The organism is Uliginosibacterium gangwonense DSM 18521, assembly GCF_000373965.1.
In the GTDB taxonomy this organism is placed as follows: Bacteria; Pseudomonadota; Gammaproteobacteria; order Burkholderiales; family Rhodocyclaceae; genus Uliginosibacterium; species Uliginosibacterium gangwonense.
In genome coordinates, this window is record NZ_KB892868.1 from 202,857 (window position 1) to 216,529 (window position 13,673).

Genomic DNA, 13,673 nt, shown 5'->3' on the forward strand with positions numbered 1-13,673 from the left:
GCTTACACAACTACCCTTTCTCCAGTCTCCCCTGGCACACCTTGCACCTGGATTCGCTTTTTTTTGTTCCTTATAATGCCAAGAAGCGAAGGCCAAAAGTGCAGTGACGTGTGCATGAGGAACTGAAGAGAGGGTGACTTTGTAACCGATTACAAACAATAAGTATCTGAATAATAAAAATTTGTTGTGTCAGCACCGTAAGCTCGCCGACCTGACAAAAGCATCCAGGATCAAACCACAAGCAGACTGGCCTTACACCTCCGTAAAGAGGTTGCGGGTCGCAGACAGAAGAGCCCAAGGCTCCAGGTGGTTCCACGGCGTCCGGTATTCCACTGGGCGCCCCAAAAAGGAGGATGGTTGAGATCATGCAATTCACACGTGGCATTCAACGCCAGTGCATGCACTGGGGTATGGTTGGCGCAGCGGTACTGCTCTTGGCAGGCTGCGGTGGTGGAGGTGGGGGAAGTGACTCTTCTTCTACGACACCTTCCAATACGGGCAGTTCGGTAGCAGCGCTCACCCTGCGGGTGCACTACGCCCGCCCGGATGGCGCCTACACGGGCTGGGGCGTTTATTCCTGGCAAGGCTCCACCCTGAGCACGCCGAGTTGGCCCGCCAATACGCCCTTCAATAGCAAAGACAGCTACGGCGTCTATGTCGACATGCCGGTCGACAAGGCACAGACGGCCATGTCTTTCCTCCTCACCGATGGTGCGGGCAACAAAAATTGCGGCAGTGACCAGAACGTCAGCTTTGCCAGCAACATCGCCACGGTCGGCCAGGAAGTGTGGTTCAAGGCCAACGATTGCACGGCCTACACCACCCTGCCGGGTGCGGTGAACCTGGGCTCGGCCAAGGCGATCTGGCTGGATGCCAGCACGCTGGTCTGGCCGGGGGCGAGCGCGGGCAACACCTATTCGCTGGCTTACTCGGCTCAGGGAACTCTGGCCGCCACCAGCAGCGGAGTGGCCAATGCAGATGCCAGCCTGGCGCTGACTGTTGCCAGCGCGCTGCCCAGCAATCTGGCGAGCAAGTTCCCGCAATACGCGAGCAATGCTGTTGTACTGACGCTACCCGCCTCGGTCAGCACGTCCACGGTACAGAGCCTGCTCACCGATGAGGTGGCGGTACTGGCCTCGGACAGCGCAGGCAAGGTTGTTGATGGCACGCAGGTACAACTCGCCCCGGTATTGGATGCACTCTATGGCAGTGCAGCCAGCACCCAGACCATGGGGCTGAGCTTCAATGCCAGTGACGTACCGACCTTCCGCCTGTGGGCACCCACGGCAAAATCCGTCACGCTGAATGTGTATGCCAGCGCCACGGCCACCACGCCCAGCACCTACACCATGCAGCATGATGCGGCCTCTGGCGTGTGGAGCTATACCGCAGCGGACGCCAGTTGGACCAACAGCGCCTATTACACCTACACGGTGCAGGTCTACAGCCGTGCGGCCAATAGTGGCGCAGGTGCATTGGTGACGAACACGGACGTGAGTGACCCCTATGCACTCTCGCTCAATGCCAATGGCGTGCGCGGCATGGTCATCAACCTTGCAGACGCCACCACCGCTCCCAGCGGCTGGGCCAGCCATGTGGCAAGCGGTTTGCCAGCTATGCTCGACCCGGTCGACAGCAGCCTGTATGAATTGCATGTGCGGGATTTCTCGGCCAATGACAGCAGCGTAGTCAGCGCCCAGCGCGGCAAGTTTGGCGCTTTTGCCGCTGCCAACGCAGGCGTCACCAATGGCATGAAGCATCTGCAGGCACTCGCCACCGCAGGGCTGACCCATGTGCACATCATGCCCGCCTTCGATTTTTCCAGCGTCAATGACAGCACTTGTGCCAACCCCAGCATTCCGGCTTCTACCGGTGCCGATCTGGCTGCAGCCACGGCTGCCGCTGCCGCCGCAGAAACCGACTGCTTCAACTGGGGCTACGATCCGCGCCACTACGGGGCTCCCGCTGGCAGCTATTCGAGCAACCCGGATGACGGGCTGGCCCGCGTGCGCGAATTCCGCCAGATGGTGCAGGGGCTGCATGCCATTGGCCTGCGCGTGGTGATGGATGTGGTCTATAACCATACAACATCCAGCGGGCAGGACAAGAATTCGGTGCTCGACAAGATTGTTCCAGGATACTACCAGCGCCTGGATGCCAGCGGCTCGGTACGCAACGCATCATGCTGTTCGGATACCGCCACCGAAAACACTATGATGAACAAACTGATGCAAGACACCCTCAAGGTGTGGGCCAACCAGTACAAGGTAGATGGCTTCCGCTTCGACATCATGGGCCTGATTCCCAAGCAAGCCATGACTGATGCCCAAAGCATGCTCAATGGCGTGGCACTGGCCGATGGGCGACGCACCAGCAACTCACCCGCCTTCCTGATGTATGGCGAAGGCTGGTCGCAGCAGAACCTGAGCTTCGCTGGCGCGCAACAATCTGCCATGGCGGGCACAGGGATTGGCACCTTCAACGATCGCCTGCGCGACGCAGTACGCGGCGGCGGGCCATTCGATAGTGGCAATTCACTGGTGGCCAATCAGGGCTTTATCTCGGGTCTGTGCTACGGTAGCGGCGCCTTGCTCAACGGCATCACCAACACGGCAACCTGCGATGGCAGCAGCAAGGATGCAGCCTGGCCGATCCAGAACCGCATCAGTGTTTCGCTGGCAGGCAATCTGGCGGACTTCCCGCTTAACGCCAGCACCACCGGCGCTGGCGTGGATTACTTCGGCAGCCCGGCGGGTTATGCCATTGTCCCGCAAGACAATATTGCCTACGTTTCGGTGCATGACAACGAAACCCTGTGGGACATCAGCCAGTACAAGCACCCGGTGGCCACCAGTACGGCAGACCGTGCCCGCGCCCATGTGGTGGGGCTATCTACGGTTGCGCTGGCGCAAGGCGTGCCTTTCTTCCATGCGGGTGACGAGTTCCTGCGCTCCAAGTCGGCAGATGGCAACAGCTATAACTCCGGCGATTACTTCAACCGCATCGACTGGACGGGAGCCAGCAATAATTGGGCGGTTGGCCTGCCAATCGAAGCTGTCGGCACCTGGAGCAACACCACGGTGGCCAGCGCAGCGCTCGCCCAGATCAATGCGCCGAGCGTGGCGGATATTGCCAACAGTGAAGCGGCATTTGAAGATTTCCTCAAACTGCGCAAGGACACCAGCATGTTCCGCCTGAAGACCACGCAAACCGTCAAGCAATGCGTGAGCTTCCCTGACCAGAACATCGGCCAGGTGCACGGCTTGATTGTCATGCAGATATCAGGGGCAGCCGGTTGTGGTGATCAGAAGTACAAGAACATCATCGTTCTGATCAACGCCAACAGCGCCGCCCAGAGCTACAAGCTGCCAGCCTTTGCGGGCGCGGGCACGGTGGCGCTGCATCCGGTGCAGTCAGCGGGGCATGATGCTGTTGTCAAGACCGCGACATTCACCGCTGGCACTGGCACCTTCAGCGTACCGGCACGCACCACGGCTGTTTTTGTGCAGAACTAGCGTTTCATCCCGGTGAGCTTTAGGGCTCACCGGAGTCTCCATTGCGCCGCCCGAATCTGCGATTCCGGCGGCGTTTTTTCACTCGCCCTTGGGCAGATTGGCGCCCTTGGGCCAGAGCAGCCAGAGCTTGCCTTGCGAGCGCATCCGCCCGGCTTGCGCCCCGGCCTCAGGGCCAAAGCCCCAGAAAAAGTCGGCCCGCACCCGGCCACGGATCGCCCCGCCGGTATCCTGCGCCATCACAAGGCGGTTCATCGGGGCGCCATCGGGCCGTGTGGTTGCCAGGAACAGCGCCGCCCCCAAGGGTACGGTACGCGGATCAACCGCCACTGCCCGGCCTGCCATCAGCGGCACCCCCAAAGAGCCTTTCGGCCCCTCGTTGTTGGCTGCCTCTTCACGGAAAAACACATAGCTGGGGTTGGCGTTGAGCAATTCATTCAGGCGCGCCGGATTGGCATGTACCCAGTTCTGGATGCCCTGCATGCTGGCCTGATCGGCGCGCATTTCCCCCTTGTCCGCCAGCCAGCGGCCAATCGACTTGTAGGGGTGGCCATTCTGATCGGCATAGGCAAGGCGGACGCGGCTGCCGTCCGACAGCTCGGCCTGCCCGGAGCCCTGCACCTGCAGGAATAGTAGTTCCAGCGGGTCTGCGGTCCAGACCAGGACCTTGGCCGGGAAATGCTCGCCCTGCGCATCAATCTGCGCGCGCGACCAATACGGCAGCACCTTGCGACCTTCAAGGCGCCCACGCAGGCGCATCGACTTGGTTTCCGGGTAGACCTCGCTCATGTCGATATTGAGCAGATCATCGGGCACACCGAACACCGGCACGGAAAACTTGGCGCTTTTCCAGCGGCTGGCACGGATCAGAGGCTCGTAATAGCCGGTCATCATCCCCTCAATGCTGCCATCGGGATTGACGATCTGCCAGGGCGCGAGCCACTGTTCAAACAAACTACGCACCTGCGCGCTGGCAGGCTTGGGCCCCAGAGCCTGGGCTGCTTCGCAAAACCCGATCCAGGCCGCCTTGACCTCCGGCTGACGCATGGCCTTGCAGGAAGCCAGCATGCCGGGGAAGGCCTGATTCAGCTCATCACGCTGCCAATCGGGCAGGTCTGTCCAGGCGGCTTCACGAAACGGGGCCGCAGCCGGTTGCGACGCGCCCGCCTCCGGCGTGCCGGGGCACTTGGGGCAGGCCGGACAGACGGGTGTGACAGGGCAGGGTTTGTCCGTTCCCACCGCAGTGGGCGCTGTGGGTGTTTCTGTCACCTGGGTGGTGACACAGCCGCCCAACATCAGCGCAAGCGCCACCCCCATCGCACACAACACACTTGGGCGCCATGCCTGACGCGAATTGATTTGGTCCATTTCGCTCATTCTCTCTTGGTCGAAACCCTAAGAGCGAAAGTATACTGTCAGGCAGCGGGCAATTTGCCCGATTGCGACAAGGATTTTACTGATGAGTTTGTCCGAGTTCGAACACCTGATCGACCGTGCCGAGCGTCTTCTGGCCCGCGTGGAAGCCAATCTGCCCCCTGCCCCGCCTGCGCCAGACTGGAACGCCGTAGCCCACCGCTGGCGTACCCGCCAGGGTCGCGGCTGGCTGGAACCGATCCACCACCTGCAAACCATTCACCTTGCCGACCTGCAGGATATCGACAACCAGAAGAGCCGCGTGCAGATCAATACGCTGCAATTTTTGCGCGGCCAGCGCGCCAACAATGTGTTGCTGACGGGTGCGCGCGGCACGGGCAAAAGCTCACTGATCCGGGCGCTATTGACCGAATACGCAGCAGAAGGCTTGCGGGTGATCGAAGTCGACAAGAGTGATCTGATTGACTTGCCCCATATCGTGGATCTGGTTGCCGCACGTGAGGAACGCTTCATCCTGTTCTGCGACGATCTCTCCTTCGACGAAGGAGAACTGAGCTACAAGGCCCTCAAGAGCGTGCTGGATGGCAGCTTTGCCGCCGTGCCCGACAATGTGCTGATCTACGCCACCTCCAACCGCCGCCACCTGCTGCCGGAATACTTCGAGGAAAATGCCCGCACCAAGCATGTGGGCGAAGAGGTTCATCCCGCCGAGGCAGTGGAAGAAAAGATTTCCTTGTCGGAACGCTTTGGCCTGTGGGTGAGCTTCTACCCCTTCAGCCAGGATGAATATCTGGCCATCGTGCAGCACTGGCTGCAGGAGTTTGGCGTCGCGCTGCAAGACTGGGAGACGATCCGCACCGAAGCGCTGCAATGGGCGCTCTCGCGCGGCTCACGCAATGGCCGGGTCGCGTGGCAGTTCGCCCGCGATTACGCAGGCAGGGCCAGTTTGTGAATCAGATGCTTGACGCACAGGCCCTGACCGGGCGCAGCCGCAGCCATGTGCAGGAATTCGTGCTGCCGGATGGCAGCCATTTCCTGGCCCATGCCCAGGCGGGCGAAGCCTTGCTCGCACTCAAGGCGGCTGCCCATGCAGAGGGCATTGAGCTTGCCATCGCCAGCGCCTACCGCAGCTTTGAGGATCAGGCCCGCATCTGGCAACGCAAATGGCATGGCGAACGGATATTGCTGGACGCACAGTGCCGGCCGATAGACCACGCCTGCCTCGCCCCGGATGCATTGGTGGAAACCATTCTGGAGTGGTCGGCACTGCCCGGCGCCAGCCGCCACCACTGGGGTTGCGAGTTTGACATCTATGACCGCGCAGCCATGCCATCGGACTACGAGCTGCAACTCATTCCATCGGAATACGCCTCTGATGGCATCTTTGCAGCGCTCACAGCTTGGCTGGACGCGAACATGGCCCGCTTCGGTTTCTTTCGCCCCTACGATATCGAACGCGGTGGCGTGCACCCGGAGCCCTGGCATCTGTCGTGGGCACCCTTGTCAGTCCCTGCGCTGGCCGCACTGAGCCCTGATGTGCTGCGCGAATGCATCACCGGCGCCGATCTGGCAGGCAAGGAGGCCATTCTTGCCAAGCTGGAGAGCATCTACGCCCGCCATGTCTGCCGGGTCGCTTCGCCAGCGTTTGCCTTGCCCGCCCCACCGACAATCTGAAAATTTTTGAGCCCCAAAAGATGAGAAAAATCGTTCACGTTGCCGCTGCCGTCATCACCCGGCCAGACGGCACATTCCTACTCGGCCAGCGTGCCCCGGATACTTTCTACCCCGGTTACTGGGAATTTCCTGGTGGCAAGGTGGAAGCTGGCGAAACCCCGAGAGACGCGCTGATCCGTGAGCTGGAAGAGGAATTGGGCATCACCGTGGATGCCGCTTGGCCCTGGCTGACCCGCGAGCATGAATACGAACACGCCCATGTGAGCCTGCATTTTTTCGAGGTGCCACAATGGCGCGGCGAGCCCAGAGACCATGTGCATAGCGCGCTGATCTGGCAACAGGCGGGGGCAAGCAGTGTGTCGCCCATGCTGCCTGCGAACGGCCCGATTCTCAAGGCGCTGAGCCTGCCGCGTTGCATGGCCGTGACCCATGCTTGGCGCATCGGCACTGCGGCCCAGCTTGCCGCGCTGGACACGGCCCTGGCAGCCGGGCTGAAATTAGTCCAGATCCGAGAAAGCGGCTTGCCGGAGGCTGAACACGACACATTCATCCGCGAGGCGCTGGCGCGTTGCCAGAATGCCGGAGCCATCGCAGTGCTCAACACCACCCCAGAGCATGCCAGACAGATGAACGCCAGCGGCATACATCTTTCTGCCCGGATTTTGGCGGGCTGCCAGAGCAGGCCGGATTTTGAATGGGTGGGGGCGTCCTGCCACACCCGTGCGGAACTTGAGCACGCGGCCAAACTCGGCCTGGACTACGCCCTGCTGGGGAATGTCAAGGAAACCGCCTCACACCCTGGGCGCCCAGGGCTCGGGTGGGATGAAGCGGCCCGACTGATGGCCCAGCTCCCCATCCCGGTACTACTCATTGGCGGACTTAATTCCAATGACATGATTTCGGCCCGCGAACGGGGGGCACACGGGCTTGCGATGATCCAAGGTGCGTGGCAAGGCACCTGAAGGCGGCGCCACCCAGAATGCTTCAGTGCTGCTCGGGCACCTCGTCTGACAGCGGTTCCTCCTGCCCGGCAACCCGGTAGGTTTCGCTGGCCCAGGCGCCGATATCGATCAGCTTGCAGCGTTCCGAACAAAATGGCCGATACCGGCTCTCCGGGCGCCATTCAACATTGGTGCCGCATTGCGGGCAGGCTACAACCCGCACAGTCTGCTTAGTCATTACGATTTCCAGAATATTTATCCAGCAGCAGAAGTTCCATGCTGGAATCCACCGGATTCCAGCCGCGCTCTTCAGCCATGTGCCAGCAGTTTTTACCATTTGCCTTGGCATGATACAAGGCACGATCTGCGGCAATCACGAGTTCCTCTGCATCACTGGAGTGATCGGGGACAAATGCGACACCCAGGCTCAAGGTGATTCGCACAGGCATCTCGGCAAAAACGAATTCAATCTGGCTGGCTTTTTCAATGATGCGTTGGGCCAGCCGCTGCACGCTCTCACGCTGAGCATGTGGGACCAGGATGGCAAACTCGTCGCCGCCGAGGCGGAAGAATAATTCATTGCGCCGGATCACCGCCTGCAAAGCCTGGGGGACGCGGATCAGCACTTCGTCGCCAGCCTGATGACCAAAGCGATCATTGATGTTCTTGAAGCCATCAAAATCGAAACTGACCAGCGCCAGACTGGTTCCGCGCCGCAAGGACTCCGCAATATGGCGCCCAAGTTCATGCCGAAAACGCCGCCGATTGAGCAGGCCCGTCAAGGGATCGCATTCAGCCATTTCAGTCAGGTGACGCTGGTTTTTCAGGGTTTCGGTCACATCTTCGAAAATCCACACCCGCCCGATGGGGTGGCTGTCGTCTGAACCCGCCACGGGGGAGGATTGTTCCCGGATCACCCGTCCGTCAAAAAGCTGTATGTCATACGGCTCACTTCGGTGGTTCTGCTGCATGACGGCTGCCAGATGCTCACGATAGGCCTCATCATTCACGCGCAGGTCTTTGCTCAGCTCAAGCAGCACGTCATCGCGCATGCCGACAACTTCCTTGCGATTATTCAGATTCAGCGTCAGCGCAGCGGCTTGATTGATGTACATGATCCGGTGATCGCGGTCGATGAACAGGATGCCAAATCGCACAATATCCAGCAGGGCCGACAGGCGCATTCGCTCGTCATTGCTGCGGCCAAGATAATGCTCTTTGAGTGCCTGGGTGCGTTGCAGGGCGGCCACCATTTCAATGAGGCGGGTTTCAGCGTCTTTACGGCTTTGGATGTCCTGCACCGACAGGCGCACCCCGGCAACCTGCCCGGCGGGGTCAAGCCGGGGCATCAGGCGGCATTGCCCCCAGAAGAAGCTATTGTCCGCCTGCATCAGGCGTACCTCGATGCGCTCACGCACCACGCCCTGGATGGCTTTGTCGATGTGCTCAAGCAAGGTCGCACGATCCTTGGGATGCACCCAATCCTCAAGCAAGCCCTGAATGCTTTGGGGTGCCTTGCCACCCGCATTCAGGCGATGCGTGCCCATGGCATTCATCCACTGCACCATGCCATTGAGATCAAGGAATACTTCCAGGCCCGGCGCCTCGTCGGCCAACTGCCGGTAACGCTGCAAGGCCGCACAGGTGTCTTCGTAGCCTTGCAGACGGTAGGCGGCCAGGGCTTCAACAGCCTCGGCCATGCGGTCGTAAGGCGCCCAACCCATGCGCGGGATGTGCAGGGCATTCCACCCCTGGGCGCAGTCTTCCACCTGGGTGGCAAAGCGCGTCATGATGGCAGTCGAGGTGCGTTTGCCCATTGCAAACCCGGCATGGATCACGACCACGACGGACAGGCAGACAAACAGCGCTCCACTCAACTCCCAGGCGAGCCCAAGTTGGAAATACGCTGTCGCCCAGCACACCACCCCCGCCAACACCCCACACAGCAGTGCATACATGCTCCGGCGGATCAGCCAGGCACGCAATACGCCACTGGGTTCGGAGAGTTGGGCGCGGAGTCGCACAGCAGTAGAGGTCTCCTATAAAGTCTTGATGAACACCTTGGAACGACGTTGAAAGTTGTACAGGTCGCGTTTGCGCTCGGGCAGGGCTTCCATGGATTCTTCGCGGAAGCCACGCTCACGGAACCAGTCTTCGGTGCGGGTCGTCAGCACGAAGAGTTCCTTGAAACCGCGTGTGCGTGCCTCACTGGCAATATGTTGCAACAGGCGTTCCCCCAACCCGGCGCGCCGGTATTCGGGGTTGACCACCAGACAGGCCATCTCGGCCATGCCATCTTCAGGGAAGGGGTAGAGCGCCGCACAGCCCACCACTACGCCGTCGTGGTCCACCAGCGTGAAGCGTCCGATCTCCATTTCAATCAGCTCACGCCCACGCCGCACCAGGGTGCCATCGGCCTCCAAGGGCGCGAGCAGTTGCAGCAGCGCCCCGACATCTTCGGTCGAGGCCTGCCGCAGCCGATGCAGCGGATCGCGCGCCACCATGGTACCCACCCCCTGGCGGGTGAAGAATTCGAGCAGCAGGGCGCCGTCCTTGTCCCGGTCAATCAAGTGGGCGCGGGCCACGCCGTTGCGCACGGCCTTGATGGCACGCGGCAGGAAGAGGTGCAGGTCTTCCGTGAGCCCCACCCCGGCGTTGAACATGCGTTCAGCCTCTTCGGCGGTGATGGCGTCAATCAGACGGCCATGCCCATCCAGGAGCCCCGGTGCATCGCACAGGTAGATGAGCTTTTCGGCATTGAGCGCGATGGCGACCTGCTCGGCCACTTCTTCCATAGCCAGATTGAAAATTTCCCCGGCGGGCGACACCCCCAGGTTGGAGATCAGCACCACGTTTTGCTGATCCAGGTCCGCCGCGATTTCATCGGCAATCACCCGCCGCACCGTACCTGTGAATTGATAGTCGATGCCATCGACCACGCCAATTGAACGGGCTGTGATGAAGTTGCCCCCGGTCACACGCATGAAGGCACCCGCCATCGGCGTGTTGGGCAGACCCTGCGAGAGCCGCGCCTCGATCTCGATACGCGTCACCCCGACTGCGGCCTTGACGCATTCCAGCGCCCGCGCATCCGTCACCCGCAAGCCACGGTGGTAGTGCGATTGCAGGCCACGGCGGGCGACCTCGGCCTCGATCTGCGGGCGTGAGCCATGCACTAGCACCAGTCGCACGCCCAGCGCGGCCAACAGGTTGCAGTCATGGCAGAGGTCTTCCATCCGCTCACCCTGTGCAACTTCGCCGCCGAAGGCCAGCACGAAAGTCTTGCCGCGAAAGGTATGGAAGTAGGGCGCGGCATCGCGCACCCAATCGACGAAACGGATGGCCTCTTCGTCGCCCATGCGGACGGCGGCGGACAGATTCTCGCTGAATACCCGGCTTTCCTTATTGCTCATCTCTTTCTTTGGCCCATAGGGCCCGACTCAAAAGTTCAAAAATCGCCCCAAAGGGCCATCATCGCGGCCATTGCCGCCATCCCCGCCGTTTCGGTGCGCAGGATGCGGGGGCCCAACGCCACAGGCTTACACCCTGCCGCCTGGGCCTGGGCAAGCTCGGCTTCGCTCCACCCGCCTTCCGGCCCGATCAATAATGCAACCGGCGCACTTGGCCGAGGCATGCTTGAGAGCCGCGCCCCGCCTTCTGGCGCCAGTATCCAACGTTCTCCGGCAAAAGGCTGTGCCAGCCAGCGGGACAGGCGTTCCACCTCGCCCACCGCACTCAACTGGCTACGCCCGCACTGCTCGGCAGCACCCACCGCAATCTGCCGCCAGTGCGCCACGCGTTTGGCGGCACGATCCCCCGTGAGCTTCAACACGGAGCGCTCGGCTTCGATCGGCTGTATCGCCACCGCCCCCAGTTCCACCGCCTTTTGCACAATCCAATCCATCTTGTCAGCCACGGCCAGGGCTTGCACCAGGGTGATGGCAAGCGGTGCTTCACGCTGCACCTCCAGCTGTGCGCTTAATGCGACCCCCGGCTGGCCATCCAGCTCCACCAATTCCCCCACGAACTCGCCCCCCACACCGTCGAACAGGATGACGGTTTCACCATAACGCAGGCGCAGTACACGCAACGCATGGTGGGCGACCTCGCCAGGCAAGGGCAACTGTGCAGGCGCACTCAGCGGTGGGGGACAATAGAAACGGGAAGGCATGGTGACAGGATATCCCAGGTAGCAAACGGAACACCCTATCCGAGGATGGGGATTATTGTAAATGGAGGTTTCAGTAATTTGAGCACTTTGCACTTTCGAGCAGCACAATGGGCCTCCCAAAAAGGCGATCTGGTCAAGCCACTAGCCTGCAGATGGGCGAAGGCTCTATCATTGGGACACCCCTCTTGCCCTGGACATCCATCATGCCGCTGCTTGCCCGTGCCCGCGCGCTCGAATCGATCATCCGTGACGTTGCCCGTGATGCGATCATGCCGTATTTCCTCAACGCCGTCCGCGAGCACAAGACCGATGGAAGCTCGCTCACCCAGGCTGATCTGGCGTCCCAGCAGGCCCTGCTGGAGAAACTGCCAGAACTGGAAGAGGCGCCCATACTAAGCGAGGAAATGAGTACTCAGGAGCAACTCGCGTGCTGGGAGACAGGTGGGCAGGGAATCTGGTGCATCGACCCGATTGATGGCACGACCAACTTTGCCAACGGCGTGCCGTTGTTTGCCGTGTCGGTTGCCTACATGGTGGAGGGCGAGACCCAGTATGGTGTGATCTACAACCCCACCACGGACGAAGCCTTCTACGCTGCCCGTGGCTGTGGCGCCTGGCTCAATGGACGGCGCCTGCCACTGCGTCCCTCCAGCCCGCAACTCAGACTATCGGTGGCAGGCATTGATTTCAAACGGATTTCCGACCGGCTGGCGACCGAATTGATCACTCGCCCACCCTACTATTCACAGCGCAATTTCGGCTCCAGCGCCCTGGAATGGTGCTTTGTAGCAGCAGGTCGGCTGGATATCTACCTGCACGGCGGCCAAGCCCTGTGGGATTACGCGGCTGGACGCCTGATCCTGGAAGAAGCCGGGGGCGCCTATGGCGTGCTCGATGGTGGGCCGCTGGTGGCCGCCCCGCTGCCCAAACGCGCCGTGGTACTGGCCTCCAACCCGGTGCTCTACGCAGAGTGGCTGGCTTGGCTGCAATCGCACCGCTGAGCAGACAGGCCGTGTCGGTACTCCACCCCATCATTGCTGTCACCGGCTCATCGGGCGCCGGGACAACAACCGTCTCACGAACCTTTGACTGGATTTTCCAGCGCGAAAAGATCCGTGCCGCCTACGTGGAAGGGGACGCCTTCCACCGCTACGACCGCGCAGCCATGCGGCAGGTCATCGCCCAGGCCGAACAACAAGGCATACGCGCACCCAGCCATTTCGGGCCGGAAGCCAATCTGTTCGTCGAGTTGGAGGCTCTGTTCTGCGAATACGCGGCCCGGGGCTCGGGCCAGTCGCGTCACTATCTGCACGATGACGCAACGGCGGCGCTCCACGGTCGCCCCTCGGGCACCTTCACCGACTGGAAGCCCCTGCCCTCCGATACGGACCTGCTGTTCTACGAAGGCTTGCACGGCGGCGTGATCTCCAGCGAAGTGGATCTGACCCGGCACGTGGATCTGCTGATTGGCGTAGTGCCCACCATCAACCTGGAATGGATTCAGAAAACCATCCGCGATACCCAGGAGCGGGGCTATTCGCAACAGGCAGTCACCGAGATCATCCTGCATCGCATGGATGACTACGTGCACTACATGGTGCCGCAGTTCTCACGCACCCATATCAACTTCCAGCGCGTGCCGGTTGTCGACACGGCCAATCCTTTTTCCGCCCACGGTATCCCAACGGATGACGAGACCCTGGTGGTGATCCACTTCCGCGAACCGCATCAGGTGGACTTCCCCTACCTGCTGGCCACCCTGCCCGGCGCCTGGATGAGTCGGATCAACACCCTGGTGGTGCCCGGCGCGTACCGCGACATGGCCTTCCAGGTCATCCTCACCCCCTTGATCACGGGGCTGGTTGAACGTCGGCGCCAAGCCTTGCAGGCATAAAGAGAGGCAGATACCCGGTTTTTTGCCCCAGCAGCGTTGTAAATACACAATTCTGCATTGCAGCAATTTTCAATATAGCAACCTTGAAAACCAATCCAGAAGCCACT

The 13,673-nt window shown here is 61.1% G+C and carries 11 protein-coding genes; 6 read left to right on the forward strand and 5 right to left on the reverse strand.

Annotated elements, in window-relative coordinates; translation table 11 throughout:
• Positions 1–365: 365 nt before the first annotated feature.
• Positions 366–3,515, forward strand: a complete 3,150-nt coding sequence (pulA, locus tag B145_RS0123610; RefSeq protein ID WP_169558571.1) for a pullulanase-type alpha-1,6-glucosidase — start codon at positions 366–368, stop codon at positions 3,513–3,515.
• 78 nt (positions 3,516–3,593) lie between these two features.
• Here the strand turns inward: pulA and mltA are convergent, their stop codons facing one another.
• A complete protein-coding gene (gene mltA / locus B145_RS0123615; protein WP_157288602.1) occupies positions 3,594–4,880 on the reverse strand; it encodes a murein transglycosylase A in 1,287 nt (428 codons plus the stop codon).
• A 91-nt stretch (positions 4,881–4,971) separates the two neighbouring features.
• Here mltA and B145_RS0123620 point away from each other — a divergent pair, with 91 nt between their 5' ends.
• The 3 genes from B145_RS0123620 to B145_RS0123630 are packed head-to-tail and all read left to right on the forward strand — an operon-like array spanning position 4,972 to position 7,522.
• A complete protein-coding gene (locus B145_RS0123620) occupies positions 4,972–5,838 on the forward strand; it encodes an ATP-binding protein (protein WP_018610744.1) in 867 nt (288 codons plus the stop codon).
• A 5-nt stretch (positions 5,839–5,843) separates the two neighbouring features.
• Positions 5,844–6,560, forward strand: coding sequence for a M15 family metallopeptidase (locus tag B145_RS26890; protein WP_033408064.1), 717 nt, complete (start codon positions 5,844–5,846; stop codon positions 6,558–6,560).
• Positions 6,561–6,580: 20 nt separating this feature from the next.
• Positions 6,581–7,522, forward strand: a complete 942-nt coding sequence (locus B145_RS0123630) for a Nudix family hydrolase (protein WP_018610746.1) — start codon at positions 6,581–6,583, stop codon at positions 7,520–7,522.
• 22 nt (positions 7,523–7,544) lie between these two features.
• Here B145_RS0123630 and yacG read toward each other — a convergent pair whose 3' ends face one another.
• The 4 genes from yacG to B145_RS0123650 form a co-directional block, all read right to left on the reverse strand.
• Positions 7,545–7,739, reverse strand: coding sequence for a DNA gyrase inhibitor YacG (gene yacG / locus B145_RS0123635; RefSeq protein ID WP_018610747.1), 195 nt, complete (start codon positions 7,737–7,739; stop codon positions 7,545–7,547).
• Entirely contained in the window at positions 7,732–9,525 is a 1,794-nt protein-coding gene (locus B145_RS27945) for a sensor domain-containing diguanylate cyclase (protein ID WP_018610748.1), read from the reverse strand. The genes yacG and B145_RS27945 overlap by 8 nt, the downstream gene beginning before the upstream one ends.
• 15 nt (positions 9,526–9,540) lie before the next feature.
• Positions 9,541–10,860, reverse strand: a complete 1,320-nt coding sequence (argA, locus tag B145_RS0123645; RefSeq protein ID WP_033408070.1) for an amino-acid N-acetyltransferase — start codon at positions 10,858–10,860, stop codon at positions 9,541–9,543.
• 89 nt (positions 10,861–10,949) lie between these two features.
• The gene (locus tag B145_RS0123650) at positions 10,950–11,672 is read right to left on the reverse strand and encodes a 16S rRNA (uracil(1498)-N(3))-methyltransferase (RefSeq protein ID WP_018610750.1); all 723 of its coding nucleotides are present in this window, start codon (positions 11,670–11,672) and stop codon (positions 10,950–10,952) included.
• A gap of 203 nt (positions 11,673–11,875) precedes the next feature.
• On the opposite strand from B145_RS0123650, the gene B145_RS0123655 reads away from it, so the two are divergent.
• Positions 11,876–12,673: an inositol monophosphatase family protein gene (locus B145_RS0123655; protein ID WP_026259442.1), complete on the forward strand. Its 798-nt coding sequence runs from the start codon at positions 11,876–11,878 to the stop codon at positions 12,671–12,673.
• 11 nt (positions 12,674–12,684) lie between these two features.
• Complete coding sequence (locus B145_RS0123660) at positions 12,685–13,566, forward strand: phosphoribulokinase (protein ID WP_018610752.1); 882 nt, start codon at positions 12,685–12,687, stop codon at positions 13,564–13,566.
• Positions 13,567–13,673 lie beyond the last annotated feature (107 nt).

What these genes read in the sequence shown, in the direction of transcription:
- pulA (WP_169558571.1), top strand. Translation starts at nt 366, where the DNA reads ATGCAATTCACACGTGGCATTCAACGCCAGTGCATGCACTGGGGTATG.
- mltA (WP_157288602.1), bottom strand. Translation starts at nt 4,880, where the DNA reads ATGGACCAAATCAATTCGCGTCAGGCATGGCGCCCAAGTGTGTTGTGT.
- B145_RS0123620 (WP_018610744.1), top strand. Translation starts at nt 4,972, where the DNA reads ATGAGTTTGTCCGAGTTCGAACACCTGATCGACCGTGCCGAGCGTCTT.
- B145_RS26890 (WP_033408064.1), top strand. Translation starts at nt 5,844, where the DNA reads ATGCTTGACGCACAGGCCCTGACCGGGCGCAGCCGCAGCCATGTGCAG.
- B145_RS0123630 (WP_018610746.1), top strand. Translation starts at nt 6,581, where the DNA reads ATGAGAAAAATCGTTCACGTTGCCGCTGCCGTCATCACCCGGCCAGAC.
- yacG (WP_018610747.1), bottom strand. Translation starts at nt 7,739, where the DNA reads ATGACTAAGCAGACTGTGCGGGTTGTAGCCTGCCCGCAATGCGGCACC.
- argA (WP_033408070.1), bottom strand. Translation starts at nt 10,860, where the DNA reads ATGGGCGACGAAGAGGCCATCCGTTTCGTCGATTGGGTGCGCGATGCC.
- B145_RS0123650 (WP_018610750.1), bottom strand. Translation starts at nt 11,672, where the DNA reads ATGCCTTCCCGTTTCTATTGTCCCCCACCGCTGAGTGCGCCTGCACAG.
- B145_RS0123655 (WP_026259442.1), top strand. Translation starts at nt 11,876, where the DNA reads ATGCCGCTGCTTGCCCGTGCCCGCGCGCTCGAATCGATCATCCGTGAC.